The organism is Myxococcus sp. CA033 (assembly GCF_013336625.1).
Taxonomy (GTDB): domain Bacteria; phylum Myxococcota; class Myxococcia; order Myxococcales; family Myxococcaceae; genus Myxococcus; species Myxococcus llanfairpwllgwyngyllgogerychwyrndrobwllllantysiliogogogochensis.
In genome coordinates this window covers 135,940-162,445 of sequence record NZ_JABUMU010000001.1, presented here as the reverse complement: position 1 = coordinate 162,445, position 26,506 = coordinate 135,940, and the positions used below count along the sequence as shown (strand labels likewise).

Annotated in this window: 20 protein-coding genes; 7 read left to right on the top strand and 13 right to left on the bottom strand. The window is 68.7% G+C overall.

Going from position 1 to position 26,506, the window contains the following annotated elements; all coding sequences use genetic code 11:
• Positions 1-88: 88 nt before the first annotated feature.
• Together HUA78_RS00530 and HUA78_RS00525 are read left to right on the top strand one after the other, a co-directional pair.
• Positions 89-955, top strand: coding sequence for a DUF6345 domain-containing protein (locus tag HUA78_RS00530; RefSeq protein WP_141646551.1), 867 nt, complete (start codon positions 89-91; stop codon positions 953-955).
• Positions 956-995: 40 nt separating this feature from the next.
• Entirely contained in the window at positions 996-1,898 is a 903-nt protein-coding gene (locus HUA78_RS00525) for a hypothetical protein (RefSeq protein ID WP_174475438.1), read from the top strand.
• A 113-nt stretch (positions 1,899-2,011) separates the two neighbouring features.
• Here HUA78_RS00525 and HUA78_RS00520 read toward each other — a convergent pair whose 3' ends face one another.
• From HUA78_RS00520 to HUA78_RS00510, 3 genes are all read right to left on the bottom strand, one after another.
• Positions 2,012-2,899, bottom strand: coding sequence for an HNH endonuclease (locus tag HUA78_RS00520; RefSeq protein WP_174453586.1), 888 nt, complete (start codon positions 2,897-2,899; stop codon positions 2,012-2,014).
• A 434-nt stretch (positions 2,900-3,333) separates the two neighbouring features.
• Positions 3,334-6,576, bottom strand: a complete 3,243-nt coding sequence (locus HUA78_RS00515; protein WP_174475437.1) for an ELWxxDGT repeat protein — start codon at positions 6,574-6,576, stop codon at positions 3,334-3,336.
• Between the two features lie 470 nt (positions 6,577-7,046).
• Positions 7,047-9,002 (bottom strand): ABC transporter substrate-binding protein, encoded by a 1,956-nt coding sequence (locus HUA78_RS00510; protein WP_174467403.1) that lies wholly within the window; start codon positions 9,000-9,002, stop codon positions 7,047-7,049.
• Positions 9,003-9,177: 175 nt separating this feature from the next.
• Between HUA78_RS00510 and HUA78_RS00505 the strand changes: the two genes are divergently transcribed.
• Positions 9,178-10,017 carry a hypothetical protein gene (locus HUA78_RS00505; protein WP_174475436.1) on the top strand — a complete coding sequence of 280 codons (840 nt, stop codon included), beginning with the start codon at positions 9,178-9,180 and terminating at the stop codon, positions 10,015-10,017.
• A 27-nt stretch (positions 10,018-10,044) separates the two neighbouring features.
• Here the strand turns inward: HUA78_RS00505 and HUA78_RS00500 are convergent, their stop codons facing one another.
• The 4 genes from HUA78_RS00500 to prfA form a co-directional block, all read right to left on the bottom strand.
• The gene (locus tag HUA78_RS00500) at positions 10,045-10,434 is read right to left on the bottom strand and encodes a zf-TFIIB domain-containing protein (protein ID WP_141646542.1); all 390 of its coding nucleotides are present in this window, start codon (positions 10,432-10,434) and stop codon (positions 10,045-10,047) included.
• A 149-nt stretch (positions 10,435-10,583) separates the two neighbouring features.
• On the bottom strand, positions 10,584-11,855 hold the full coding sequence (murA, locus tag HUA78_RS00495) for a UDP-N-acetylglucosamine 1-carboxyvinyltransferase (protein ID WP_141646541.1): 1,272 nt from the start codon (positions 11,853-11,855) through the stop codon (positions 10,584-10,586).
• Between the two features lie 14 nt (positions 11,856-11,869).
• Positions 11,870-12,751 (bottom strand): peptide chain release factor N(5)-glutamine methyltransferase, encoded by an 882-nt coding sequence (gene prmC, locus HUA78_RS00490; protein WP_141646540.1) that lies wholly within the window; start codon positions 12,749-12,751, stop codon positions 11,870-11,872.
• Positions 12,748-13,839, bottom strand: a complete 1,092-nt coding sequence (gene prfA, locus HUA78_RS00485) for a peptide chain release factor 1 (RefSeq protein WP_141646539.1) — start codon at positions 13,837-13,839, stop codon at positions 12,748-12,750. The genes prmC and prfA overlap by 4 nt, the downstream gene beginning before the upstream one ends.
• A gap of 161 nt (positions 13,840-14,000) precedes the next feature.
• Between prfA and HUA78_RS47165 the strand changes: the two genes are divergently transcribed.
• Positions 14,001-14,123, top strand: coding sequence for a hypothetical protein (locus HUA78_RS47165; RefSeq protein ID WP_013941470.1), 123 nt, complete (start codon positions 14,001-14,003; stop codon positions 14,121-14,123).
• Between the two features lie 8 nt (positions 14,124-14,131).
• Here HUA78_RS47165 and HUA78_RS00480 read toward each other — a convergent pair whose 3' ends face one another.
• Positions 14,132-15,352: a CapA family protein gene (locus HUA78_RS00480; RefSeq protein ID WP_174475435.1), complete on the bottom strand. Its 1,221-nt coding sequence runs from the start codon at positions 15,350-15,352 to the stop codon at positions 14,132-14,134.
• 63 nt (positions 15,353-15,415) lie between these two features.
• Here HUA78_RS00480 and HUA78_RS00475 point away from each other — a divergent pair, with 63 nt between their 5' ends.
• Positions 15,416-16,231, top strand: a complete 816-nt coding sequence (locus tag HUA78_RS00475) for a lipopolysaccharide assembly protein LapB (protein WP_141644800.1) — start codon at positions 15,416-15,418, stop codon at positions 16,229-16,231.
• Between the two features lie 3 nt (positions 16,232-16,234).
• Positions 16,235-17,659: a hemolysin family protein gene (locus HUA78_RS00470; protein ID WP_174467396.1), complete on the top strand. Its 1,425-nt coding sequence runs from the start codon at positions 16,235-16,237 to the stop codon at positions 17,657-17,659.
• A gap of 22 nt (positions 17,660-17,681) precedes the next feature.
• Here the strand turns inward: HUA78_RS00470 and HUA78_RS00465 are convergent, their stop codons facing one another.
• Positions 17,682-18,443 (bottom strand): hypothetical protein, encoded by a 762-nt coding sequence (locus HUA78_RS00465; protein WP_174475434.1) that lies wholly within the window; start codon positions 18,441-18,443, stop codon positions 17,682-17,684.
• A 284-nt stretch (positions 18,444-18,727) separates the two neighbouring features.
• Here HUA78_RS00465 and smc point away from each other — a divergent pair, with 284 nt between their 5' ends.
• The gene (gene smc / locus HUA78_RS00460) at positions 18,728-22,327 is read left to right on the top strand and encodes a chromosome segregation protein SMC (protein WP_174463076.1); all 3,600 of its coding nucleotides are present in this window, start codon (positions 18,728-18,730) and stop codon (positions 22,325-22,327) included.
• A gap of 98 nt (positions 22,328-22,425) precedes the next feature.
• On the opposite strand, the gene HUA78_RS00455 is transcribed toward smc, so the two are convergent.
• The 4 genes from HUA78_RS00455 to grxC all read right to left on the bottom strand — a co-directional run bounded on the left by HUA78_RS00455 (position 22,426) and on the right by grxC (position 26,389).
• Positions 22,426-23,628 carry a hypothetical protein gene (locus HUA78_RS00455; RefSeq protein ID WP_174468140.1) on the bottom strand — a complete coding sequence of 401 codons (1,203 nt, stop codon included), beginning with the start codon at positions 23,626-23,628 and terminating at the stop codon, positions 22,426-22,428.
• A 38-nt stretch (positions 23,629-23,666) separates the two neighbouring features.
• Complete coding sequence (locus tag HUA78_RS00450; protein ID WP_141644829.1) at positions 23,667-25,052, bottom strand: sigma 54-dependent Fis family transcriptional regulator; 1,386 nt, start codon at positions 25,050-25,052, stop codon at positions 23,667-23,669.
• A 587-nt stretch (positions 25,053-25,639) separates the two neighbouring features.
• Entirely contained in the window at positions 25,640-26,035 is a 396-nt protein-coding gene (locus tag HUA78_RS00445; protein ID WP_174453592.1) for a hypothetical protein, read from the bottom strand.
• Positions 26,036-26,131: 96 nt separating this feature from the next.
• On the bottom strand, positions 26,132-26,389 hold the full coding sequence (gene grxC, locus HUA78_RS00440) for a glutaredoxin 3 (RefSeq protein ID WP_141644805.1): 258 nt from the start codon (positions 26,387-26,389) through the stop codon (positions 26,132-26,134).
• Positions 26,390-26,506 lie beyond the last annotated feature (117 nt).

Sequence of the window (26,506 nt, the reverse complement as noted above, 5' to 3'; positions counted from 1 at the left end):
TCCGAGGCTGAAAACAGGGAGCTCGGCACGCTCCCTCCCGGCCATGGCGTGCCATTCCGGCACACCGACTTCTAGGGGGACCTGGACCATGAAACTCCGGACGCAAACCAAGCAGTGGCTGAGCAGCGCGCTCGCGGGAGCCCTGCTCCTGCCGGCGGCGGCGCTGGCGAATGAGACTCACGTCTACGGCATCGCCAACTTCGGCGGGGCCTCGCAGTGCTCGGGCTCGTCGCACTCCGTCCACACCCAGACGGCGGCGACGTTCGCGAACTACTTCAACTGGCTCAGGAGCCTCGGCCTCTGGTCGGACGTGCGCACGCACAACAACTCCAACGCGGCGCGGGACCTCTGGACGGACCCGGCCAAGGGCGCGGTGGGGGAGTCCAACGACGCCGCCATCAACGCCGGCGTGGACGACGCGGACGTCCTCTTCGTCCACACGCACGGCAGCCACAGCGTGTCGACGCCGCGCAGCTCACTCGTCATGGGCAGCAATGACCCTTCGTGCTCGGCGAGAACGAATGAGCACATGCGGTTGGGGAACGGGAAGCTGGACATCGCCGTCATCAAGGCGTGCCAGTCCGGCAACATCGAGGTCTGGGAGAAGGGGGGCTACCGCCAGCAGCTCGTGACGGCCACCAGCGGCTTCAGTGTCTGGAATGCCTTTCACGGAGACTCCTCGTGCGGCAACTTCGTGAAGGGCTACCTGGAGGACTACACGGCGAACTCGATGATGGATGGCGTGGGCGAGAACTGGATTGATGAGGCCTACGACTGGGGGCTCATCTATGACGACTGCCCCGTGTCCATCGTCTTCGGCGACACCAAGGCGAAGCGCAAGAGCATGTACGAGGCGGGCGGGTGGAGAGACCGCAAGAACACCGGCAGCAAGACGGGCTCCACCTACTTCTACGTGAGCGGCTGCAACCCGGACAACGGTCGCAAGCTGCCCTGAACGCATCGTTCTTCCACACCTTCCCTTGGACACCGAAACCATGAAGACCCAAATCATCCGATACCTGGCCGTCCTTCCGCTCACCGCGATGCTGGGCTGCGACAGCGTGACACCCCTGGCGGAGGAGCGCCCCGATACTCAGTCCGCGCAGGTCGCAAGGGCAGCTACCACCGTCAGCTTTGAATTCGACACCTCCGGCATCGCGACGCCTCCGTCCGGTGGGCTGCCCACCCAGTTGCTGCCGGCCAACGCCTTCAACGACGCGATTCTCCAGCGGGGGCTGATTGGCACGACGGAGCCCTTCACCGTGTCGGGCGAGTTGGGCACCCGTCTTGAACTGGAGTCCGCGAACTGGAAGCTCGAGCGGGATGGTGCCTCGGGCCGTGCCCTGGTGCTGAACAAGTTGGAGAGCGGGCCCGCGACGAGGCTGGAGCCCGCTGTCTTGCAGCGCAACGCCCTGGCCCGGTTGCAGCGGTGGGGCATTCCCACCACGGAAGTGGGAGACGTCCGCCAGGTGGCGTCCTTCCTCCAGAGCGAGGACGTGGGCACCTACGAGCCCGCGGAGCTCCACCGGCACAAGACGTTCGTGCTGCGCGCCATCAATGGCATCCGTGTGCAGGGCCACCGCGCGGTGGTGACGCACGGCGTGGATGGCAGCTTCCAGCGAGCACTCATCTCCTGGCCCGCGCTGGCCCGTGAAGGCCACCTCCTGCGGACCCGGCTGAGCACGGCCGAAATCGAGCGGAAGGCCACCGAGGCTCTCGTGGCCGAGGAGCTGACGACGGGCCGTGTGAGGCTTTTCTGGAAGTACGTGCCGAACCGGCTCACCGATGGGAGCTGGGCGCTGACGCTCCAGGTGGGCGCCGCGCTGGCCTCCGTCGCCACGGAGACGCACACCGAGGAACCGCGTGTGATTGACGTGGATGTGAACGCGGTCCCGTAGTCGCGCGCTTCCCGACACCGCCGCCTCCGGTCAGGGATGCCGAGAGACATCGAGAAGGAGTCGTCGCCCGCCTGCGGGTGCGAGCCCGCGGGCAGGCACGGTCGGGCCTCTGGCTACCCCTTGAAGACGTGCTCGCGGTGCCACTTCAGGTAGCTGGGGTGGGGCCGCCACTCCTCGCGCCGGGGGAGCCGCAGCTGTCGGTTCGAGTGGATGAGCCGGCCCACGTCCTCGGGTACGCCGCTGCGCGCGAGGAGGATGCGGTAGTCCTCGCCGACGGAGAGCAGCCCCCGGTCGAAGAGCCAGTGGGCCGTGCCCGTCAGCGCGAGGCCGTTGCGCACGGAGTCCGGCCCCTGGTCTGCCACGGGCTGGATGTGGGCGGCCTGGACCTCGGGGCGACCGCCGCCGTTGATGAGGCGCAGCCCCGAGACGGCGCATGTCTCCGAGTAGGCTTGGCGGACGCGGCGCCGGAAGGAGGCCTCGCGGAAGGGGCGGTGAATGACCTGCTCGATGATGGGGCGCTCGGCGTAGACGGGCGGTGGCTCCTCGACACCGGTGGGCGTGCGCTCCCAGGCGGCCAGCTCGCGCATGAAGCCCGCGTGGAGGATGGCCTCGAACTCGTCGTCGCTCAGGGGGCGGACGGAGCGGCCGAAGGCGCCCTTGTTGGTGCTGCCATCCGCCTTCTTCAGCCTGGCTTCGTAGTAGTGCGCCCCCTCGCTGAACGGCACTGCGTGTTCGAACTCGAGGAAGGAGTCGATATGGGCGTAGTAGTGGCCCGCCTTTGCCGGGTCCTCTTCGATTCGAAGCACTCGGGCGACGGCGAAGTATGACTGGCGACCGGTCCGGCTGCTGGCGCCCTCGGTGCGGCGTGGCTCGTAATAGACGATGAAGTCACCGACGGCGGCCTTCACCTCGTTCAGGTACGTCTTCGGGAAGTGGTAGCGCACCTCCGGCTGGTCGTCGTACGCCGAGCTCTCCGAGGTGGTGAAGGCGGCCTTCGTCATGACTCCATGCCCGTGCTGGTCCGGCACCAGGTTAGAGCCATGTCCGGGGGAATGCACGCCGGCCACCTATCGACGACAGTTCGTATTCGTCCGGCGAACGCCGTACGGCGGGGCCTTGAGAGGATTGAGCGGGGCAGGTCATCTCTCGACGTGACACAGACCTCACGTTGAAGGTGAGGGCGCCAGGATGCGAGGGCGCATAAGAGGGAAGGCCGCAAGTGCCCCAGTGTTGCCCCTACAGCGGGGCTGAGCACGGGACAAGACGGGGCGAGACGGGATGGGGCGGCACAAGAACCGACGTGAGCTAACTGCGATTGCGGGTAACAGCGCGTCCTGCTGGAGGCTTCCTATCGCCCTGACCACGGGTTCAAGTCCCGTGGTCCTTGAGACGGGCGCCCGTGCGAGGCGCCCGTCGGAGTGGTGGGTCGATGAGGCTAGTGCGGGGCGTCGTGGCCGCGCGCGGCCCGGCGACGTCGCAGGGGGCCTCCCATCAGGAACAGCAAGCCCCAGAGCAGCGGGCTCGTCGGGCTCGTGGAGCATCCACCGCCCTTCGGCTCGTCGCGCGTGATGTCCGGTTCGTGTCCCGCATCAGCCCCACCTGGGCCCGCATCGGGGGACACGGCCCCTGCATCCGGGACTCCGTCACCCGCGTCGGAGGACACAGCCCCCGCATCCGGAAATCCGTCACCCGCGTCCGGGGACACTGTACCGGCGTCGGAAGGCTCCTCTCCTGCGTCCGTTGCCTCCGGACCGGAGTCGGGCGTGTGCACTCCCGCGTCGGGAAGCGTGGTGCCTCCATCCTCGGACGAGGGAGGGCCCAGCACCGTCACCCGCATCTCACACGTCGCGGTATTGCCCGCGCCGTCCCGGGCGGTGAACACCACGGGCGTCGTGCCCACGGTGAACCGGGTGACGGAGCGGGGCAACGAGGTCACCTCGACCTCGGAGACGTCATCCCAGGCCTCCGCCATGCCGAATTCGACATAGCGCCTGGCTCGGCCTCCCGCGTCCACCACCACGTCCGCCGGGCAGGTGATGGAAGGGGGGACCGTGTCGAAGTGCTCGGGGCCCACGGCCCACAGCTCACGTCCTCGCTCATCCAGGTCGGCGGTGAAGTAGAGGTGGTCGCCGGCGGGCATGAAGGACCGTGGCGTCGAACCTGGGTCCCCGGGCTGCACATCCGCGAGTCTGTGAGTCCCGGCCAGCGTCCCATCCGTCGTCCAGGGCTCGAAGCCCGACACGCCATCCCAGGCGGAGAACACGAGCCGGTTCCCCAAGGCGCGCAGTTGCTCGGAATTGGAGCCCGTGGGGCCTGGCTGGACATCCATCACCAGGGTCGTTCCCGCCACGGTGCCGTCCGTCTTCCACAGCTCCCAGCCGGTGGTGGCATCCTTCGCGGTGAAGTAGGCGAGGGTGCCAGCCACCACGGGGCGTTCTCCCGACAGGGTGAGGCCGGAAGGGCTGATGGCGACCGTGCCCGCCGCCGTGCCATCGCTCGCCCAGATGCGCCCCTCGACGTGGGCCACGAGGCGTCCGCCGATGAGCGACAGGGCAGGGCGGCTGATATCCGACGACGTGTTCAAGGAGGTGACGGGCGCTGTCCCTTCCGCTGTTCCATCGCTTTTCCAGAGGCCGCGGACGTTGGCCGTCGTCGACGAGGCCAGGAAATAGAGCGACCCGTTCGATTCGACGAAAGAGAACGCGGGCATGTCGCCCAGCGGATGGAGGACCTCGAGCGGCCCCGTCCCCACGGGCGTCCCGTCACTCTTCCACAGCGTGGACTGAAGGCCTGCGCCCACGCCGAAGAAAAGCGAGCCGCCGAAGGTCCCCAGCGGACCGAAGCGCTTGCCGCTGGCGGTTCCCAACTCGGCGACACGCTCGGCGCCTGTTCCCGCCGCACCGACCCGCCAGAGCACCACGGCGCCATCGGCGCTCGCGAGGAAGTACAGCCACTCGCCCAGGGCCACGGGCGAGCCGACGAGCTCGCCCCCTGTCACCCGCGTCTGGCTTCCCGGCGTGAGGCCCGAGGACCAGATGGTCCAGGCCGCGCCGTCCCGGGCCGTGAAGTACACGCGGCCGCGGAACGCCGTCAGCGCGAAACGCTGCTCGGAGGTGACCTTTCCGCCCGGATCCAGGTCGGAGATTCGCACCGTCCCACTGCGTGCGCCCTGGCTCTTCCAGAGCCGGAACGTGTCGAGCGTGCCTTCCTGTGCCCAGAACACGAGGGTGCCATCCACATCGGTCAGGTGCTGCGGATGCGATGGAGTGGAGGCCGCGGTGACATGCTTCACGGGGACCGCGCCACCCGGCGTCCCGTCCGTCACCCAAAGCCAGGTGCCCGAGTAGGTGCGGTTGTTCCCATCCACGTCGGCGTAGAAATAGATGCGCCCGTCATCCCAACCCGCGATCTCGGCCATCGAGTCGAGCGGGCCGGGTGCGACGTCCTTCACCATGAAGGTCCCTTCCTCGGTTCCGTCGCTCGTCCACAGCTCGACACCATGCTCGGGCGTCTGTCCCTGGAAGTAGAGGCGGAGATCCACGACCCAGAGGCCGCTGACCACGCCGCGTCTCGGGCCTGGGTTGATATCCTTCACCCGGTACGTTCCCGCCGTCGTGCCGTCGCTGCGCCACAGCTCCGTGTCCCAGAGCGTGGTGGTGGGGTCGTCTTCGGTGGGGCCTGGAATCGTCGTGTAGCCCGAGGTCGCCACGAAGTAGAGGATGCCATTCATGTTCCGGAACGAGTGGAGATAGGACCCCGTGGTGCCCGGGCAGATATCCTTCACGAGCACGGTCCCCGCTTCCGTCCCGTCACTCTTCCAGAGCTCTACATTCTCTTCCTGATCAACTCCCGTGAAGTAGAGGGTGCCGTCGATTCGCACCATGGAGCTGCTGGCGGGCATGCCGGTGTATTGCCAGTTGGGGATGCCATTGAGAGGGCCCGGGTTGATGTCTTTCACGAGCGTCGTTCCCGTATCCGTTCCATCCGTTCGCCAGAGTTCGTGGCCGTGGGTGGGATCCGACGCGAACATGTAGGCGTACTGTCCGAGAGGCAGGAACGTCTGCATGCCATAGGGCGTCTCGCCATGGAGGGCCAAGGAGGTGCCGGCGGGAGTGAAATCGGTCCGCCACAAACGGCGGCGCGGCATGCTGGCCTGATAGGCGGTGACGTACCTCACGCCCGCGAGCTCGAACGAGCCGCTGCCGAAGCTCACCCTGTTCGCGCTCCCCGAGGTGTCTGTCAGCAGGTGACTCCCCCCGGGCGTTCCATCCGTGGCCCAGAGCTCGCCCTGCCCTTGAGAGCGATTCACCACGAGGAGCGCCTGGTCGTTGAAACCGAAGCCCGGGAACACCGCCGAGCTTCCGTACTCCTCTCCTGTCAGCAGCTCCCTCACCTTGACGGTGCCCGCCGCCGTGCCATCCGTCTTCCACAAGGCCAAGTCCGAGGCGATTCCTCCTGAGAAATAAGGTCCGTCCCCCGCGAGGAAGAGCAGGTTCCTTCCCAGGACTGTCATGTCGCCCAAGTAGGCGCTGTCAGGGCCGACCGCGATGTCCTTCATCACGCGGGTCCCTTCCCGGCTTCCGTCGCTGACCCAAAGCTCTTTTCCGTAGGGAGAGCGGGCCGCCGCGAAGAGCATCACCTCCGTGGCGTACGCGGGATACGTATACGTCCAAGGCATGGCGCGACGCTCCTGGAACTCCAGGGGCACTTCGCCAATATCTCTCACCGGATACGCTGGCCAGGAGTCCGGACGTGATTGCAGCCGTGATTCCAGAACGGGTGAGTTGCGCTCGACCGGCACCCCGCCCTCCGACATCACCGGACTACAACTCCCCGCCAACACCCACAGCGCACCCCACAGCGCTCCATTCGGTCTCATGCGCGCATCTTCATGAATTGACGCGCGCGTGACGAGTCCTCGGCTCTTCATCGCGTCGAACATGACGCCGAGTCCTCGGCTCTCACCGCTCCCCGTGCGAGAAGGAGTAATCCCAGACGTCTGCCATCACGAAGTTGGCGGAGACGACCCAAGGGGGCCTCGTACTTCAAGCCCAGGGCGCACCATCGGTTGTCATGGAAGAACCCGCCCCCTCCACGGGGAGGTGTTCTCCCCGTCGGCCCTGGGCCGCGCGTAGCCCTCCGCCTCGGCTACTCGCCCTCTTCGACGGTGAGCTGGTACGAGTCCTGGAAGTTGGCCTCGCGGTTCTTCGCGTCACGCACCTCGAAGATGTAGACGCCGGGCTCCGCGCTGTACCGGATGCTCTCCGGCTGGTCTCCCTTGGCGCGGTCCGCTGTCTGCACGAGCGACAACTTCCCATCCGGCTGCACGCGATGCAGGTACAGGCCCACGTCGACCTTGAGGATGCCCAAGAGCGTCGCCCTCAGCGGCGTGCGCACCGGACGGTCCGACAGGTCCACGCGGTAGTAGTCCGAGTCCTTCACCGGGAACACCGTGCCGCGCACCGCCTTGCCAAGCGCGAGCTCCTGCGCGCGGTCCACCGTGTTGTTCGGCTCGCGCTCCTCGCCACCGTTGTCCGGCACCGTGGAGACGCTGATGCGGTAGGGCTGCTCCGCGTTCTCGAAGTCCTTCACCCACTTGCCCTCCACCTTGCGCGACGCGCCCTCCACGCGGAAGTAGCAGGCGCCGGTGCACGAGACGTTGTTGAGGCGCTCGGGCTCCTTGAGCGCGCCGTCATTGGCGCGCAGGAGCACCGTCTCCGACTGCCCATCACCCTGGGCTGGCTCCACCATGGACAGCACCAGGTCCAGTCGCTCCACGCCGGACAGCTCCACCTTCGCCAGCACCGGCTCCGTCGTGCGCAGCACGAAGTGGTCCACGTCTCCCTTGGGCGCCAGGAACCCCTCGCGGTACCCACCGGCCGTCAGCGGCGTGGCCTTGTGCAGCTCGTCATTGGGCTCCAGCTCCGCGTTCGCTCCGGCCTCCTCCTGCGTCACGGTGAGCGTGTACGGCGTGCTCGCATTGAACGTGCGGCGCGCTTCCTTGCCCGCCCCCGTCCAGCCGCCCTTCACCACCACGTAGACGACCCGGTCCGTCGCACGCACCCCGATGTTGCGCAGCGACAGGGCCTCGCCCTCCTTGCCACGCAGCGAGAACAGCGGCGCCTCGGCCGCGGACAGCACCGAGATTTCCGGCCGCACGCCCTCCACCGCGGACAGGTCGATTTTCAGCGCCACCGAGGGAGGCTCGGGCGGAGGCGCCGCCACCCCCGCATCCGTGATTTGCGCCACGCCCGTCTCCGGAGTCGGCGCGGCGGCGGGCTCACCTCCACCGAACGTGCCCGTGGGGGAGGGGGGCGTGTCCAGAGGGGCCGCACCTTCCTCGGGCGTCCCCGTGGCCGCGCCGCTCTCCGCGCCAGGCACCGGGCTCGGAGGAGGCGTTGCTCCCTGGGTGGGCACGTTCCCTGGAGCCGCAGCTCCGGGGGGCACGGTGCCCTCGGCACCCGAGTCCGCGTCGTTCGCCGCGGGCGCGCTCGTGGGCGCGGCGGTCTCCGGCAGCTCCACCCGGTACCAGTCCTCGTCGCCCGCGTGGCCCAGGAACGCCGTCACCGTCTGGCCCAGGGGGAGCGCAATCGCGTCCACGGCCCTGTCGTTGGGCTCGTGCTCCTCGCCGTCATTCGCGGCGCGCATCTTCACGCTGAGCGTGTAGGCCCCGCCCACGCCCTTGCGCGCGGGCGCCACGCGCACCCAGCGCTCGCCGTCCACGTAGAGGTTGGGGAAGCGCTCCGGCTTGCCGTCGCCCTCGCTGTTGATGGAGGCCAGCCGGTTGCGGTCCCGGTCATAGACCTCCAGGGTGATGTCTCCGCCGGGCAACCCGGACACGGTGACGTCCGCCACGCGGGGGGCAGGGGGCGCGAGCCGATACCAGTCCTCGTCCGCCTTGTTCGGCTGGGCCGCCAGGTCCGCCGTCACCGTGCTGTCCCGCGTAATCGTCAGGGCCTGCTCGGGCCGCTCGTTGGGCTCCTGCTCCGTGAGGGCGGATGGCCCCGTCTCCACGGGCCCCGCGTCGGGCACCTCGCTCGGCTTGTCGTCCTTGCAGGCGACCAGCGTCGCGGCCAGCACACAGACCCACCCCCAGCGTCGCATCACGTTTTCTCTCCGCATCGGGCCGCATCACTTCCCCGCGGCGTCCGGGTGTCAAGCACCCCAACACCCGGGCCCGTGCTTTCATCCGTGACGAAAGGCCCACCCCGGGCCCCTCCAGACGGCCTTCCCGGTCGGGGACTGGAGCCACCCTCACGGTGCGATCAAAGATGGGCGCATGAGCCGCCTCCCCCTCGCCTTGTTGCTGCTCGCGTCCGCCGCCCCCGCCGCGTCCAACGCCCCGCCGGGGTATGCCCAGGCCGCCGACTACCTGGAGCGCGAGCGCCAGCCCGAGCGTTACTCGCCCCTCCACCTGCTCGACGGTCGCGACACCACGGCCTGGTGCGCCACGGGCGCCACCCCGGCCCCCGTCACCATCGGCTTCAAGGACGTCGTCACCATCGACGAGGTGCGCGTCTACACCGGTGATGGGACGGACAAGGCCTCGTACAAGGCCCACGCCCGCGCGAAGAAGCTCACCCTCACCAGCGTGGACTCCGCCAAGAGCCTCAAGGTGGAGGACAAGCGCGGCCTGCAGGTCGTCCCCATCAGCCCGTCCCTGAGGGGCAACCGCTTCACGCTCGAGGTGGCGGAGCGCTTCCCGGGTTCCGGCGAGGCCGCCCCTGTCTGCGTCACCGATTTGATCTTCTACTCGGGAGGCAAGGCGCTCAACGGCACGTGGCTCGCGCCGCGCCTGCGCTACGACTCGCGCCTGGCGCCCCTGTTGGGGACGTGGTTCAGCGGCCTGGACGGCGCCCCGGACCGCTTCCTCTCGTTCTACGTCGACGGGACGTACCGCTTCGCCCACGAGCCGCTGGAGGGCGGTGAGCCGAGCGCCGTGACGGGCACCTATGCCCTGTCGGGTTCTCGACTCACGCTGGAGGTGCCCAAGCGCGGAAAGGTGACGGCGCGCCTCCAGAAGGCCGCCCCGGAAGGGGCCACCTCGGCTGGAGCCACACTGGAACTCGACGGCGCGGTGGCCGAGGAGTGGGGCCGCGCCTTCCGCGGCCAACCCTGAACCGGCTGCGACTGCCCGGTGGGCCGTCTAGAGGGAGGCCGCCTTCTTCTTGCCACCAAAGTGGCGGAAGAACGCGATGATCTCCTCGACGGCGACCTTCACATCGGTGGCGTCCTCGAACTCCGACTCCAGGAAGATGCCACCGCAGGATTCGCAGGTGTCGTAGTGCAGGGGATGCTGGCGGTCGCCGCCATCCACGCGGACCAGATCGACCAGACATTCAGGGCACTGACCGGTCAATGCCTGTGCATCTACCTTGCCGCCCTGGCTCTCCAGCCCGGGGAGGTTGTTGTGGAGGAGGACCCGGTTCAGGTCCGCGACGTCAATCCACAGTCCGCCGCAATCTCCACACCTTCGCAACGTCTGGTCATCCCCCTCGAGATCAACCATCTCGACGTTGCAGCTGGGGCAATCCATGGCGCGGGTCAATCTCCTTCAATGGGGGACACACGTCCCCAGTGGTTCGGAGAATGATAGGTCGTGCGAATTTTGGGATGCAACCCGGGTTGCCGCTTCTGTTGGCAACGCGCCTTCTGGGGTCGTTCGGCCCCGTGTCCCCCGGTCCCTCAGGCCTTCGCTTTCACGCGCCGGATGTCCGCCCCCAGGGCACGCAGCTTGCGCTCCAGGCGCTCGTAGCCGCGGTCCAGGTGGTAGACGCGGCTGACGTCCGTACGCCCCTCGGCGCGCAGGCCCGCCAGGATGAGCGAAGCGCTCGCCCGCAGGTCTGTCGCCATGACGGGTGCGCCACTGAGGGTCTTCACGCCCTTCACCACCGCCGTGTGCCCCTGAACAGTGATGTCCGCCCCCAGTCGGTGCAGCTCCGGAACGTGCATGAAGCGGTTCTCGAAGATGTTTTCGCTGATGACGGATGTCCCATGGCTCACACACATCAGCGCCATGAGCTGCGCCTGCATGTCGGTGGGAAACCCAGGATGTTCGGTGGTGGTGATGTTCACCGAGTTGAGGGTGCGAGGGGCCTTGCAGCGCAGGCCCCCGGCCTCGGCGGTGAGGGTGCACCCGGCCTCGCGCAGCTTGTCGATGACGGCGTCCAGGTGTTCAGGGACGGCGTGTTTCACCAGGACGTTGCCGCCGGAGATGGCCGCGGCCACCAGCAGGGTGCCCGCTTCGATGCGGTCCGGGAGGATGGCGTGGTCCACGGGCGTGAGGCCCTCCACGCCTTCGATGGTGATGATGGACGTCCCGGCGCCTTCAATCCGGGCGCCCATCTTGTTGAGCACCCGGGCCAGCTCCTCGATTTCGGGCTCGCGCGCGCAGTTCTCCATCACGGTGCGGCCCTTGGCCAGCACGGCCGCCATCAGCACGTTCTCCGTGCCGGTGACGGTGATGACGTCGAAGTTGACGGTGCCGCCCTTGAGCTGCTTCGCCCGGGCCTCCACGTAGCCTTCCGTCAGGGTGATGTCCGCGCCCAGGGCCTTGAGGCCCTTGAGGTGCTGGTCGATGGGGCGCGCGCCGATGGCGCACCCGCCGGGCATGGACACCCGGGCGCGACCGAAGCGCGCGACGAGCGGGCCCAGCACCAGCACGCTGGCGCGCATCGTCTTCACCAAATCGTAGGGGGCCTCCGGGGTGATGGCCCCGTTGACGCCCACCTCGCACACGTCCTTCTTCCGGCCGGTGAGCCGCTCCGCGTCGCAGCCCATGGTGCGCAGCACCTTGAGCATGGTGACCACGTCAGCCAGGTCCGGCACGTTGCGGAAGGTGGAGGTGCCATCCGCCAGCAGCGCGGAGGCGAGGATGGGCAGCGCCGCGTTCTTCGCGCCCGAGACGACGACCTCGCCGTGCAGCTCGGCGCCGCCCTTCATCACAATCTTGTCCATGCTGTTTCCGGCCCTCAGCCCTGTGGCCCGCTGGCCGCGGGCTGTGTCCCAAATGCCATGCGCTCCCGCCGCTCCAGGTCCTTCTCCACCCGCGCGTCCTCGTAACCGGCCGCGCGCAGCAGCTCCAGGACCGCGGCGCCCTGCGTCTCACCCATCTCCAATGCAAGGAGGCCGCCAGGCTCCAGCCACTTGCGCGCCTCCGTCACCACCCGCCGGAGGGCGACCAGGCCGTCCTTCCCGCCGTCGAGCGCCAGCCTGGGCTCGCGCCGCACCTCCGCGGACAGGCCGGGAATCTCGTGCGAGGCGATGTAGGGAGGATTGGAGACGATGACGTGGAAGCTCGCGTCGGCGGGCAGCGGGGAGAACAGGTCTCCCTGGAGCACCGTCACCCGCTCGGAGACCTTGAGCGTCTCCGCGTTCTCACGCGCCAGTGCGCACGCATCCGGAGACAGGTCCGTGGCCGTCACGGCGAGCTGGGGGCGCTCTGCGGCGAGGCTGATGGCGATGCAGCCGGAGCCCGTGCACACATCGAGCGCGCGAGCAGGCGAGTCCTTGGGCAGCACGCGCAGGGCCGCCTGGACGAGCAGCTCCGTCTCCGGCCGGGGGATGAGGACGCGGGCGTCCACCTTGTAGGCGCGGTTGTAGAACTCGCGCGTACCGGTGAGGTACTGCGTGGGCTCTCCCGCCAGGCGCCGTTCAATCAGCGCGCGGAAGGCGGTCAGCTCCTCCTTGGACAGGGGGCGGTCCAGGTCCACGTACAGCCGCACGCGCCCGGTCTTCAGCACGTGCGACAGGAGGATTTCCGCCGTGAGTCGCGGCGCATCCACCTGCCGCTTCTCGAAGTGCTGTGTCGTCCAGGTGAGGACCTTGCGGATGGTCCAGGTCTCGCTGCTCATGCTTCGGACTGGGGCCTCGGGCCGCCCATCTGAGCCTTGAGCGCCTCCGCCTGGTAGAAGGTCCGACAGGCGGTGATGATGTCCTCGATGTCGCCCATCATCACGGCGGGCAGGTTGTGCACCGTGAGGCCGATGCGGTGGTCCGTCAGCCGGTCCTGCGGGAAGTTGTAGGTGCGGATCTTCTCGCTGCGGTCGCCGGTGCCCACCTGCGAGCGGCGTGTGGAGTCGCGCTCGGCGCGGATGCGCTCCTGCTCCATCTCGTAGATCTTCGCGCGCAGCATGCGAAGGGCCATGTTGTAGTTCTTCAGCTGGCTCTTCTCCTGCTGGCACTTCACGACGATGCCCGTGGGCCGGTGGGTGAGGCGCACCGCGGAGTCCGTGGTGTTGACGCTCTGCCCGCCCGCGCCGGTGGAGCGCATCGCCTGGCGGTCGATGTCCGCCTCGTTGAGCTTCACGTCCACTTCCTCCGCCTCCGGCATGACGGCCACGGTGATGGTGGAGGTGTGGATGCGGCCCTGCGTCTCCGTCGCGGGCACGCGCTGGACGCGGTGCACGCCGGATTCGTACTTCAGGTTGCTGAAGACGGCGTCGCCGGACAGCGTCACGGTGGCGTCCTTCACCCCGCCCGCGTTGCCAGCGCTCATGTCGATGATGTCCGACTTCCAGCCCCGCTGATCCGCGTACCGGAGGTACATCTGCATGACCTCCTCCGCGAACAGCGCCGCCTCGTCGCCGCCCGCGCCCGCGCGAATCTCCAGGATGACGTTCTTCTCGTCATTTGGATCCTTGGGCAGGAGCAACAGCTTGAGGCTGCTCTCCAGGCTGTCGCGCTGCTCCTTCAGTCCGGGCAGGGCCTCGCGCGCATAGCTCTTCTCGTCGGCGCTGCCGGCGTCGAGCCACACATCCACTTCCTTGAGGTCGGCGAGCACCTGGCGGTACGTGCGGAATGTGTCCACCAGCTTCTCCAGGCCCGCCCGCTCCTTGGAGACCTTCTGAAGCCTCGCCGAGTCGGCGAGGACGTCGGGGTTCGACAGGTCCGCGGTGAGGCGTTCGAACCGGCGCTCGACGTCTTCAAGTTTGTCAATCATCGTCGTTCCAGGGGGTATTGCCCCTTTGTCCGGCTGCTGGCAAGGGAGGACGGAGTCAAGAAATTCCTTGGCCGCTCGGGCGGTAGCATGAAAGAAGGGCCGCCCTCACCGCCGGATCCACTTGGCGGTCGGTTTCACATCACCACACGGAGTCCTTCCACATGCCCGCCCAGAAGGGAAATCGTTCCAAGAAGAAGGTCGCCAACCGTGCCAAGGGCCGGAAGGCCCAGCTGAAGCGCCGCCGTAGCCGCGCCAAGAAGGGCCAGTCCAACAACAAGGTCTGACGCTCCGGTTACTCCCTCCCGCCAGTCGCGGGGGAGGGAGACGGCCTTGCCCACGGCGCCAGCTCGGGGAGCATCCGCTCCACCCCCGAAGAGCTGTTGGCCAGCAGTCGCAGCACCTCCTCGGCCGCCTCCCCGGTGACGGGCACGGGCTGGAAGGGGAGCTCCGGGAAGCGGTCCGTGCGCAGCGGCAAGACCTCGCTGGAGAGGTAGCCCCCCGGACCGAAGCGGCCCTTCCACAGGGCACCCCGCTTGTCGCGCGGGTTCCAGTTGCCTCCGAAGACGAAGTTGCCCAGCGAGTAGACGACGGGCGCCCCCCGGTGCAGCTCCATCGCCTGGAGCACGTGGGGGTGGCTGCCCAGCACGCCCGCCGCGCCCGCGTCGATGGCGGCGTGGGCCAGTCGCACCTGGTAGGGCTCCGGCACGTAGGTGCCCTCGCGGCCCCAGTGGAAGAAGGGCAGCACCACGTCCGCTTGGTGCTTCGCGGCGAGGATGTCCTCGCGCAGCATGCGCTCCATCACGTCCACGTCGGAGAAGTGGCCGGCGACCCCGGGCGTCGTCTCCGTGGCGTAGACCTCTGGCGGCTCGATGTTTCGCTCGCCCAGGAAGAAGTACCCCAGGAGGGCCACTTTCACGCCTCCCACGGTGATGACAGCGGGTCGGCGCGCCTCGGCGAGCGTCCTGCCCGCGCCGAAGTAGGGGATTCGGGCGGCCTCCAGCGTCACCAGCGTGTCCACCAGTCCCTGGGCGCCGTAGTCCATGAGGTGGTTGTTGGCCAGGCTGACGACGTCCACGCCGCCGGTGACGAGCGCTCCCACCAGCTCCGGCCGGGCGCGGAAGTTGAAGTTCTTGGCCAGCTTCTCGCCGCCCTCGGTGAAGGGGCACTCCAGGTTGACGACGAAGAGGTCGGCCGCGTCACCCAGGGCCCGGACCTCCTTGAAGCCGTAGGCGAGCATCTCCTCGCGGGAGCGGCCCTTGGCCACCTGGTCGTCGAAGTACTTCTGGTGGTTGTGACCCAGCGTCACGTCCCCGCCTACGACGAGGGTGATGGGGCGAACGGGGGGCCCGGCGTCCGGGAGGCCGGCCAGCGGATCGGTCGCTTCCCGGCTTTCGGGAGGCCCTGCGTCCTCTGGAGAACGGGGCTCCACGGAGGGGGGAGGGGCCTCCGCCACGGGGGCGGGCCGGGGATGACAGGCGGAGAACAGGAAGAGCAGGAGGGCGGCGTGGCGCATGGACGGAGGGAAACTCTACCTTGCACCCTTTGTTGCGCGACGCGTAGATTGCCCGGCGCTCTCATGGCCCGGGAAAAGGACAACATCGCGCTCTCCGACGAGCACAACACTCGCGGAATCGAGCTGGCGGACCGGGGTTGGCTCGATGAGGCCATCAAGGAGTTCAAGAAGGCCATCGACCTGGACCCGAGCTCGGCGCACGCGCACGACAACCTGGCCACCGTCTACGCGGAGAAGAAGCTCTTCCGCGAGGCCCTCACCGAGTACCTCACCGCCCTGAAGCTGGAGCCGGAGAGCGCCACGGCGCACTACAACCTGGCTTGCTTCCTCTCCACGCATGCCGGGGAGATGGCGGTGGAGGAGTACAAGGAAGCCATCGAGTTGGATCCGGAGTACCCGGACGCGCACCTCAACCTGGGCCTCACGTACGCGGACCAGGGGCGGGTGGAAGAGGCGATGCGCGAGCTGCAGGCGGCCATCGAGCTGGACCCCCAGGACGCGTTCCCCCGGCACGAGCTGGCGGCGCTGATGATGGACGAGGGGGACTACCGCTCGGCGATTACGTTGCTGAAGGACGTGGTGCGGCTGGAGCCGGACAACTTCGAGGCGCAGCTCGACTTGGGCATCTGCTACGCGCAGAAGGGCTTCTACGCGGAGGCCGAGCGCGCGTATGAGCGGGCTCGCGCGCTGAACGCGGAGGACCTGCTGCTCAACTACAACCTGTCGGCGCTGTACGCCCTGTGGGGCAGGCCGAAGGACGCGGTGCAGTACCTGAAGGCGGCGCTCACGGCGGACCGTCAGAAGGTGATGGGGTGGCTGTCCACGGACCCCATGTTCGACGCGCTCAAGGGCGACGCCGACTTCGACGCCTTGTTCTGAGCCATGGGAATGGAATGGGTGTTCCTGGGGCTGGCGATCCTCCTGGTCTTCGCCAACGGCTTCTTCGTGGCGACCGAGTTCGCCATCGTGAAGATTCGCGCCACGCGCCTGCAGTCGCTCGTGGACGAGGGCACGCCGGGCGCTGCGCAGGCGCTGCGGATGGTGGAGAAGCTGGACGCGTACCTGTCCGCCACGCAGTTCGGAATCACGCTGGCCTCGCTGGGCCTGGGCTGGCTGGGTGAGCCCGCCTTCGCGAAGCTCCTGGAGCCCGTGCTGACGCGGCTGGTTCCCGAGGGCGCGAGCCCCACGCTGGCCCACACCGTGTCGGTGGTCATCGGCTTCAGCATCATCACCTTCCTGCACATCGTCCTGGGAGAGCTGGCGCCCAAGAGCCTGGCGATTCAGCGCGCGGAGGCGACCACGCTGGCCGTGGCGCTGCCGATGCGGGCGTTCTACTTCCTGTTCTATCCGGCCATCATCCTGCTCAACGGGCTGGCGGCGTGGGTGCTGCGCATCTTCGGCCTCCATTCGGTGGGAGAGGCGCACGAGGCGCACAGCGAGGACGAGCTGCGCGTCATCCTCCACAGCTCCGCGCAGGCGGGGGCGATTACGACGGCGCGCGCGGAGCTTTTGGAGCGCGCGCTGGAGATGGCGCAGAAGACGGCGCGGCAGGTGATGGTGCCGCGAAACCAGGTGAAGTTCCTGGACGTGGAGGAGCCGCTGGAGAAGTGCATCGCGGACGCGCGCGCCGCGGGGCACACGTGGCTGCCGGTGTGCCGGGGCAACCTGGACGAGGTGGAGGGCGTGGTGAACGCCAAGGACCTCTTCTTCCTTCTGTCTCGCGGCGAGCTGCGCAGCCTGGCGCAGGTGCAGCGGCCGGTGCTCTTCATCCCGGAGAACGCGACGCTGGAGCAGCTGCTCGCGGAGTTCCGCCGCCGCCGTCGTCAGACGGCCCTTGTCGTCGACGAGCACGGCGGCACGTCGGGCCTGGTGACGATCGCGGACGTGGTGGCCGAAGTCGTGGGCGACGTGGCGGAGCTGGGCCGGCGGGTGGATGAGGTCCGCTCGCTGCCGGGCGGGCGCTTCGAGCTTCCCGGCACGGCACAGCTGGATGACCTGGAGGAGCGGCTCGACGTCAGCTTCGACCTCGATGAGGACGAAGAGGGCGAGGTGACGACGATTGCCGGCTTCCTGATGGCGAAGCTGGGGCGCGTCCCGGAGAAGGGGGACTCGCTGCGGCTGGATATGTGGCGAATCCTGGTGGAGGAGGTGGACGGGCCCCGCGTGGTGCGCGTGACGGTGGAGCCCCAGTCCCGCGCCGCCCCTCGCTCGGCCACGGAGTCGTCGTCGTCCGGCCCGGGAGAGCCGTCACAGGGCGCTCCAGGAGAGATACCCCCCGCCTCGTCGTCGGGCGGCGAGTCCACCTAGCTGTCCGCCCCGGCCGCCTGGTTCAGGGCGCCGAGGGCACCTTCGTGTCGGCCGCGGCCTTCTTCACGGGCCGGCGCGCCTTGCTGGAGGACTTGGCCTGCACGGGCTGGGGACGCTCCACCTTGAGCAATTCCAGGTCCGTGCTCTCCGCCGTGGCGAACTTGAGGATGCCCACGCCCGGCGCGAACCAGACATAGCTCTCCATGGAGCGGCCCTCGGAGCCAGGGCGGCTGGCGCGCGCGGTGACGATGTTCTTCACCTTCAGCGCCTTGAACGTGCCGGCGGCCACGGTGACTTCCTCCTCGCCCACGACGGTCGACTCCTTTTCGAACGTGGTGGCGATGATGGGCCGGATGCCGCCCGTCTTGCCCGCGGGGGGCTGGAGCTTCACCGACAGGCTGTTCTTCCACGAGCCGCCGGGCACCATGCTCGTCAGCGCGGGCACCGCCATGCCTTCCGAGCTCACCACCTCCACATCCATGCCGGACGCGGACAGCAGCGTGCCTTCCAGGCCGCCCAGGCCCGTGCTCATGCCCTCGGCGGTGCAGGTGGCGTCCGTCTCGCCCTGGCGGCCCTTGAGCTTCACGGCGACCTTGCCGCGCAGCCCCTCGGGTGTGGGTGTCACGCCGTGGGTGCTGATGACCATCTGCGACGACTTGCCCGCCCTGTAGGTGAGCGTCAGCCCTTCCTCCAGCGGGAAATACGGGTGGGGGCAGGGGGCCGGGGCTTCCACCGCCTGCGTGTCAGACCGGGGTGTTACCTCCGGCGTAGGGGACGCTCCCATGAGGAGCGTCAGGGCAAGAAAGGGCTGGTACGTACGCAACCTCCAGGAATGTCAATGGGAAGGTAGGGTGGGGCGGCCAGGGCGCAAGTCCAAGAGAGGACCTTCCTGCCCGCCTCTGGCCCGTTTGAAGGGCAAGCAGCCGAACGTATGGCCACGCGTGGCATGGTCACGCTTGATCGCCTGGATGGCGGCTGGTACTCCTGCTGATCGTTCCGAGGCCGATTTTTCGGCCTCGCGCTCACTTTTCACCTCGTACCTCGCGCCTCTTCCAGGAGCCCGCTGGCATGCGTATCAAGCGGTTGGACATCACCGGCTTCAAGTCGTTCATGGAGCGGAGCGTCTTCACTTTCGACGAGGGCGTCACCGGCATCGTCGGCCCGAACGGCTGTGGAAAGTCCAACGTCGTGGACGCCATCCGCTGGGTGATGGGTGAGCAGAGCGCGAAGAACCTCCGTGGCCGTGGCATGGAGGACGTCATCTTCAACGGCTCGGAGAACAAGCCGCCCCTGTCCATGGCGGAGGTGTCGCTCACCTTCCTGGTGGATGACACGGACCAGCTGTCGCCCCAGTACCAGGGCTACTCGGAGATCACCGTCACGCGGCGCCTGTTCCGCAACGGGGACTCGGAGTACCTCATCAACAAGACGCTGTGCCGGCTGCTGGATATCACCGAGCTGTTCCTCGGCACGGGCGTGGGCACCAAGGCCTACTCCATCATCGAGCAGGGCCGCGTGGGTCTCATCGTCTCCAGCAAGCCGGAGGACCGGCGCCACCTGCTGGAGGAGGCCGCGGGCGTCACCAAGTACAAGGCCCGCCGCAAGGCCGCCGAGCGGAAGATGGAGGCCACCGAGGCCAACCTCCTGCGCGTGACGGACATCACCAGCGAGTTGGAGAAGCGGCTGGACGCGCTGTCGCGCCAGGCGAAGAAGGCGGAGAAGTACAAGAAGGTCAAGCAGCGCATGCGGGACATCGACCTGCACGCGGCCAGCCACCGCCACCTGGAGCTGCTGGCGGAGAAGCAGGTCCTCCAGTCGCGCCTGCAGAACCTGGGCTCCGAGGAGCGAGAAAACCTGGACCGGGTGAAGGAGCTGGAGGAGGCCATCACCCGGCGCCGCGCGGAGCTGGACGCGGAGGCCGCCGCCCTCCAGACGCTGGCCGCGGAGGTGCACGCGCTCGAAAGCTCCGTGCAGCGCGACACGCAGGAGCTGGCCTACGGCCGCCGTGACTACGACGAGACGAACAGCCGTGTGATGCAGGCCCGGGCGGAGCTGGACGGGCTGCTGGCGCGGCAGGCGGAGATGTCCGACGCCATGGCCGCCCGCGAGGCGGAGCTGTCCGGCATCGCCGGCTCGTGGAAGGAGGACGAGGTGGCGATGCAGGTGGCGCAGGAGGAGCTGCGCCGCGTCAACCACCTCCAGACGGAGGTCGCCCTGCGGTTGGAGCAGGAGCGCGCCGGGCTGGTGGCGGTGGCCACCCGACTGGCCAACCACGAGAGCAACCTGGTCAACCTGGCCCGTCAGCGCACGGACCTGGAAGCGCGTCGGGCCAGGCTCCAGGCGGAGCTGGACGGGCTGCGCGCGCAGGAGACGGAGCTGGAGTCGGTGCGAGGCGATGTGGCGAAGCGGGTGGAGGACACCCGGCACCTCGCCGCGGAGCTCGCCGAGCGCAAGGGGCAGGAGGAAGAGGCCCTCACCCGCACGCGCGCGACCTTCACGGAGAACGAAATCCAGGTCATCGCGCTGCGCGAGGAGCTGAGCGACAAGCGCAGCCGCCTGTCGTCCCTGGAGGACATCCAGAAGAACTACGACGGGTTCGACCGGGGCGTGCGCGCGGTGATGATGCGCGCCGGCACGGTGGCCCGGGAGCAGGGCATCTTCGGCCTCGTGGCGGACGTGCTCACCGTCACCCAGCGCTACGAGCGCGCCGTGGAGGCGGCCCTGGGTGAGCGGCTCCAGCACGTCATCGTGGAGAGCCGCGACAAGGGCGTGGAGCTGGTGGAGTACCTCAAGGGCCACGCGGAGGGCCGCGGCAGCTTCCTGCCCGTGCCCATGCTGGACACGCTGCAGCCCGTGCTGGAGCCGGACTTCGAGCGCCCGGGGGTGCTGGCCCACGCGCTGCGCGAGGTGACGTGCGAGGAGGCCCTGGCGCCCGTGGTGCGGATGCTGCTGGGAGACGTGGTCATCGTCCAGGACCTGGCGTCGGCGCGTGCGTACTCGGAGGCCGGTGGCCCCCAGTGCACGCTCGTCACCCAGGAGGGCGAGGTCTTCCGCTCGGACGGGACGATTGTCGGCGGCGAGCGCGAGGGCGCGGCGGTGGGCGCGCTCCAGAAGAAGCGTGAAATCGCCGAGCTGGCCACCGAGGTGGCCCGGGTGGAGGAGCGCTACAACGAAATCCTCACCCGGCACTACACGCTCCAGAAGCAGATGGGGCACACCGAGGGCGTCCTCAAGGGGCTGGCGAAGAACCAGCACGCCGAGGAGGTGAACCTCGCCAGCCAGGAGAAGGACCTGCACAAGGCGGGCGAGGACCTGGCGAAGGTGCGCGAGCGCCTCCGGGCCCAGGAGCTGGAGGACGGGCAGCTGGGTCAGAGCCACATGGCGCTGGCGAACGAGGAGGAGACGAGCCGGGGCGAGGTGGCCCACGGCCAGACGGACCGGGAGTCGCGCGAGGAGCGCGTCCGGCAGCTCTCCTCCGAGCAGGAGTCGCTGCGCCAGCGCTCCGAGTCCGCCAATGGCGAGCTGACGGGCCTGCGCATCAAGGTCGCCGCGGGCAGCGAGCGCGGCGAGTCCGCGCGCAAGGAGCTGGACAGCCTGGTGACGCAGCGCCGGGAGATGGAGACGCGCGTGGCGCGCCTCCAGGCGACGCTGGCCGAGGGTGGCACGCGCACGGAGGAGCTGGCGCGGCGCACGGCGGAGACGGAAGCGGGGCTGGCCCAGCGCGTGGAAGAGCACCGCGTGGCCGCGGAGGGCCTGGAGACGCGGCGCACCGCGCACACCACGGCCTCGACGGAGGTGCGGGAGCAGGACGCCCAGTTCCGCGAGCTGCGCGGTCGGGTGGAGGAGCTGATGCAGGGGCTGTCGCAGATTTCGCTGCGCGAGCGCGAGATTGCCCTGGAGCTGGAGCACCTGTCGGCCGGCATCCGTGAGCGGCACCAGGTGGACCTGGCGCTGGAGCTGCACCGCTACCACCTGCTGCCTTCCCTGGCGCCGGAGACGGAGGCGGAGCTGAAGGACCTGCGCGCCCAGGTGGAGAAGATGGGGGAGATCAACCTCACCGCCATCGACGAGCACGCGGAGCTGTCCAAGCGCTTCGACTTCCTCATCGCGCAGAAGACGGACCTCCAGGCCTCCATGGGGCAGCTGCGCGAGGCCATCACCCGCATCGACGCCACCAGCCGCGAGCGCTTCAAGCAGACCTTCGACGTGGTGAACGAGAAGTTCCAGGCCATCTTCCCCCGCCTGTTCGGCGGTGGGCGCGCCAGCCTGGTCCTCACCAACGACGGCCCCAATGGCGAGCCGGGCGTGGAAATCGTCGCCCAGCCGCCGGGCAAGAAGCTGCAGAGCGTCAACCTGCTCTCCGGTGGAGAGAAGGCCCTCACCGCCGTGGGCCTCATCTTCGGCATCTTCCTCATCAAGCCCACGCCCTTCTGCCTCCTGGACGAGGTCGACGCGCCGCTGGATGAGGGCAACGTGGGCCGCTACAACGACATGGTGAAGGAGATGAGCAGCCAGTCGCAGTTCATCCTCATCACCCACAACAAGCGGACCATGGAGGTCTCCAACACCCTCTACGGTGTCACCATGGAGGAGCCGGGCATCTCCAAGCTCGTCAGCGTGCGCATCAGCGAGGCCAGCGCGGCCAACGACGACAAGATCAGCGCGTAGTCGTCCTCACGACGCTGGAAACACAGAAGGCGCGGGTCCCGGAAGTTCGGGTCCCGCGCCTTCGTGCGTTTCAGCCCCGCTGGGGGACTACTTGCCGACTACTTGCCTTTGTAGGACTTCTTCGGGCACGCCTTCTGGTCCGCGTCCGCGCGGGCCTGGGCGGCCGTCAGGTCCTTCTGGGTGTTGGTCAGCGCCGTCTGGCTGGCCGTCTCCACCGGCGTCCAACCCTCGGCGTCCGTCGTCTTCAGCTCCTGCACCAGCGCCACGGAGGCCTGGTCCACGGCCTGCTGGGCCTCCAGCGCCTTCACCCAACCCTGCGCGGCCTCCACCAGGGCGTTGCACTTGCCGGCCAGCTCGTCGAACAGCTTGTAGTCCTTGGTCTTCTGGTACTTCGCCACCACGGCCTCGAATGACTCGGCCGCCGCGGCGCGGGCGCCGAAGGCGATGGCCGCGTCCGCCGCGCGCTGGTTGCGGACGACCTCCAGCTGGAAGAAGCGCAGCTGGGGGGGCAGGGCGCTGGCGGCCTCGGTGGCCCCGGAGTTGAAGTGGACGAAGCGGTGCGGGTAGCTGAGCTTGTCCGTGGACAGCTTCGCGGGCACGGCGACAATCTTCGTCTTGAGGCACGCGGCGAGCTGGTCACCCTCGGTGCTGCCGGAGGCGTCGAACGTCACCTCGGCGACGGGCTGGCCCTTGGTGAGCGTCATGTGGGACGTCAGCACCGGCGGCGTCTGCGCCTTGTAGGTGGCGTAGCAGTCGCACCAGCCCTGCTGGGCCAGGCGGACGGCGCCGGAGAAGTCCGAGCCGTCGTTGACGCCGAACTTCACCGTGGCGCTGGCCGTGGTGTCGTGCTCGAAGGTCGCCGTGGACTCCAGCGGCGGGGCGCCCTTGGCCAGGGGCTTGGGCTGGACGAGCTTGTCCACCACGGCCTGGATGCACTGAGTGCCCGTGGGGGTGAGGTTCTCACCGGTGATGGCGTGGGTGCCGCCCGCGTCCGTCACGGTGGTCTTCACCGTCGCCACCGTCTTCTCGGCGGGGCCCCGGTTCTGCGGGGACACGAGGCACTCGAGTACTTCCGGCCGGGTGGTGAGCATGGCGCCCACCAGCACGCCCTGATTGGACGCCGGCAGGGTCAGCTCGCGCGGGAAGCAGGTGGCCACGTCGAACGCGGGCTGGTTGCCAATGCGCACGCGCTCCTCGGTGGTCTGCGGCTTGGCGGCCGTGTCGGCGCTCTCGGCGGGCTTCTGCTGACCGGCGCAGGCGGCGGTGAAGACGACGGAGGCTACGACGAGACGACGCAACATGCGGTTGTTCTCCATGGGGTGGAACTGCGAGGGGGCACTCACTTCTCCAGGCCCTCGGCGTTCTTGAGGTCCTTGAGGCGAAGCCCGTTCTTCTTGAGCAGACGATAGAGGCTCTGCATGGACAGCCCGGTGCGCTGCTCGGCGGCCTTCATGTCGAAGCCCACCGTGCGCATCACCTCGGCGAAGTAGAGGCGCTCGAAGTCGGCCAGCACCCTGTCCTTTGCCTCGTGGTACGGCATGCCGGTGACGAGCGTGGCCACGTGGGTGCCGGGCGGCTGACCCTCCGGGCGGCGCGAGGGCTGGGCGAGGAAGTCCAGCCAGCTGGTGTTGCCCGTCTCCTCCATCAGCGCGCCGCGCTCGAGCACGTTGCGCAGCTCGCGCACGTTGCCCGGCCAGTCATAGCCCTCGAAGAGCGCGAGCGTCTGGGGCGTCAGCGTCACGCTGGCGCGCAACGTCTGCGACAGGGCCTGCGCCAGCGAGGGCAGGTCCTCGCGGCGGGTGCGCAGGGGCGGCAGGCGCACGCGCGCGACAGCGAGGCGGAAGTACAGGTCCGCGCGGAAGCGGCCCTGGCGCACGTCCTCCTCCAGGTTGCGGTGCGTGGAGGCGATGACTCGCACGTCCACCGGCACGGGCTGGCCGTCCAGCGAGGGCACCTCGCGCGCGTCCAGCACGCGCAACAGCTTGCCCTGCACCATCAGCGGCAGCTCGCCGACCTCATCCAGGAAGAGCGTCCCTCCCCGGGCGGCCTCGAAGACGCCGCGCGCCTCCTTGTCCTCCGGGTCGCTCGCGCGCAGACCGCCGAACAGCTCCCGCTCCGCCTTCTCCTCGGAGATGAGGTTGCAGTCGACGACCTTGAACGGGCCATGCCGCCGCGACGAGTGCTGATGCACCGCGCGCGCCGCCAGCTCCTTGCCGGTGCCCGTCTCGCCCTCGATGAGCAGGCTCATGTCCTCGCGGGCCACGCGCCGCAGCTCCGTGAAGACCCACCGCATCTTCTCCGAGGAGCCCACCAGCGCGCCGAAGGACTCGGCGCCCGCGAGCTCCACCTCGGTGGGCTTCGCCGCCACCTTCACGGCCAGCTTCGTCTTGCCGAGCTCGACCTTGTCTCCGCGGCCCAGGTACGCCTGAAGCACCTGTCGCCCGTCGAGGAAGGTGCCGTTGCGACTGCCGGTGTCGCGCAGCAGGAGGCCTCGCGGCGTGCGCTCCACCTCGAGGTGACGGCGGCTCACCGTGGTGTCCGTCAGCACCAGGTCGCTCGCGGGGTCCGAGCCCACGCGTACCAAGCCATCCTGGGTCGTCACCTTCTTGCCCTTGTCGGGGCCAGACACCACCTCCACGGTCCATTCGTGAATGGGGATGCGGGTGGTGCGGCCTTCTTCTTTGTCCGTCTGGGTGGTCTGGGTGACCTCGGGCCTGGGCTCCATCATGGGTCCTCTTTAGGTGCGAGGGGACCGGGCGGGCAAGCCCGACGCACCATGTGCTCGTGCCCGAACTGGTCAGGGCAGCATGAGTGGAAGAATCTTCCCGGAAGGCTGTTGCACGTCAGCCTTCCTCGGAAGGAGCGCCCCGTGCGCGTGGACCGGGGCGGGGGTGGCGCGTCGGAGTGTCCCCGCTCGGGCCTCCGGGCGAACGACTCCCCAGCGCGCGGTGGCTTCGGAGTGGGGCCTGGGCCCTCGTCCGTGCTTTGCGCGATGGGGATGCTGGCGTCCTTCCCGGTGACTCCCGGAAGGGCGCGTCGGAGGGTGGGGTGGCGCACGTCCACGTGGCCCCAGTACGCCATGGACGCCTGGGGACCTCGTGCTGGGGTGTGCCTGGGACTGTCCACCAGCGCACGTTCGTCGCCGTGCAGGCGCCGCGTCGTGTCGCGGTGCGGCCCTCGGGCGTTCCGCAGCCGCGCCTGCGCCGGCGGAGGTCGTCCAGGAGGATGGGAAGGGCCGTTCCAGAAGCTCACGGCCGGCATCCAAGACGAACACCCTCCGCGAATCCAGTGTCACGCGCGGGCGAGGTCCAATCAGTACGTCGACGGCGAGTCGCTGGCGGGGAATGACTCCTTGGAAAGCTCGTCCACGAGATCATCGGAGCTGGTTCCTCCGGACTTCACCCCCGCGTTGCTCTGGTCCCTGACCACCGGTCCCTTTGGGGAGGACTTGCCCGAGCCCGCCGCGCGCTTGCGTCCGGCGCTGCCCGTGGCCGCGGCCCTTTCCGTCGTCCCCAGTCGCGCGCCCAGGAGGTTCTTCGCCCGCTCGGCCAGGTGGCGCTGCTCGTCCCGCCAGTCGCGGAAGAACTGCGCCAGCTCCGGGTCTCCCGCCCGCTCCGCGTCCTGGATGAACTGCTCCGCGGTCGAGGCGCCCTTGAGCAGGTGGTACAGCGTGCTGATGACGTTGTAGTGCGCGTCTTCACCTGCCATTGCCGCCTCCCGAGAAGGGGTGGTGTTCCATGGCGGTAAGGTAGGCACGGCGCGGCGAGCGGCCCCGTGAAGGGCGCTCGCCTGCCCGCTTGCGACTCAGGCCTGGAGCATGGGCTCCAGCTTGCCTTCCTTGTCGAGCTGGGCCAGGTCCGAGTAGCCGCCGACGTGCGTGTCACCGATGAAGATTTGAGGCACGGTGCGCTGGCCTCCGCTCATCTCCACCAGCTTCTCGCGCGCGTCATCGTCTCCGGTGACGTCCAGCTCCTGGTAGTCCACGCCCTTGCGCTTGAGCAGGTCCTTCGCGCGGACGCAAAAGCCACAGTAGTTCGTGGTGTAGATCTTCACGGGTTTCACGGTGTCGCCTCCTTCATTCCCAACGTAAGGGCGTGGCCTTTCGCGCGCCACCGGGCGCATGAAAGCACGACGGCCCCCGGCTCCTTGAAAGGAACCGGAGGCCGCCAGTGAAGCGTC

Excerpts from the sequence above, each read along its gene's own strand:
- HUA78_RS00530 (WP_141646551.1), top strand. The coding sequence starts at position 89 with ATGAAACTCCGGACGCAAACCAAGCAGTGGCTGAGCAGCGCGCTCGCG.
- HUA78_RS00525 (WP_174475438.1), top strand. The coding sequence starts at position 996 with ATGAAGACCCAAATCATCCGATACCTGGCCGTCCTTCCGCTCACCGCG.
- HUA78_RS00520 (WP_174453586.1), bottom strand. The coding sequence starts at position 2,899 with ATGACGAAGGCCGCCTTCACCACCTCGGAGAGCTCGGCGTACGACGAC.
- HUA78_RS00515 (WP_174475437.1), bottom strand. The coding sequence starts at position 6,576 with ATGCCTTGGACGTATACGTATCCCGCGTACGCCACGGAGGTGATGCTC.
- HUA78_RS00510 (WP_174467403.1), bottom strand. The coding sequence starts at position 9,002 with ATGCGACGCTGGGGGTGGGTCTGTGTGCTGGCCGCGACGCTGGTCGCC.
- HUA78_RS00505 (WP_174475436.1), top strand. The coding sequence starts at position 9,178 with ATGAGCCGCCTCCCCCTCGCCTTGTTGCTGCTCGCGTCCGCCGCCCCC.
- HUA78_RS00500 (WP_141646542.1), bottom strand. The coding sequence starts at position 10,434 with ATGGATTGCCCCAGCTGCAACGTCGAGATGGTTGATCTCGAGGGGGAT.
- murA (WP_141646541.1), bottom strand. The coding sequence starts at position 11,855 with ATGGACAAGATTGTGATGAAGGGCGGCGCCGAGCTGCACGGCGAGGTC.
- prmC (WP_141646540.1), bottom strand. The coding sequence starts at position 12,751 with ATGAGCAGCGAGACCTGGACCATCCGCAAGGTCCTCACCTGGACGACA.
- prfA (WP_141646539.1), bottom strand. The coding sequence starts at position 13,839 with ATGATTGACAAACTTGAAGACGTCGAGCGCCGGTTCGAACGCCTCACC.
- HUA78_RS47165 (WP_013941470.1), top strand. The coding sequence starts at position 14,001 with ATGCCCGCCCAGAAGGGAAATCGTTCCAAGAAGAAGGTCGCCAACCGT.
- HUA78_RS00480 (WP_174475435.1), bottom strand. The coding sequence starts at position 15,352 with ATGCGCCACGCCGCCCTCCTGCTCTTCCTGTTCTCCGCCTGTCATCCC.
- HUA78_RS00475 (WP_141644800.1), top strand. The coding sequence starts at position 15,416 with ATGGCCCGGGAAAAGGACAACATCGCGCTCTCCGACGAGCACAACACT.
- HUA78_RS00470 (WP_174467396.1), top strand. The coding sequence starts at position 16,235 with ATGGGAATGGAATGGGTGTTCCTGGGGCTGGCGATCCTCCTGGTCTTC.
- HUA78_RS00465 (WP_174475434.1), bottom strand. The coding sequence starts at position 18,443 with ATGGGAGCGTCCCCTACGCCGGAGGTAACACCCCGGTCTGACACGCAG.
- smc (WP_174463076.1), top strand. The coding sequence starts at position 18,728 with ATGCGTATCAAGCGGTTGGACATCACCGGCTTCAAGTCGTTCATGGAG.
- HUA78_RS00455 (WP_174468140.1), bottom strand. The coding sequence starts at position 23,628 with ATGTTGCGTCGTCTCGTCGTAGCCTCCGTCGTCTTCACCGCCGCCTGC.
- HUA78_RS00450 (WP_141644829.1), bottom strand. The coding sequence starts at position 25,052 with ATGGAGCCCAGGCCCGAGGTCACCCAGACCACCCAGACGGACAAAGAA.
- HUA78_RS00445 (WP_174453592.1), bottom strand. The coding sequence starts at position 26,035 with ATGGCAGGTGAAGACGCGCACTACAACGTCATCAGCACGCTGTACCAC.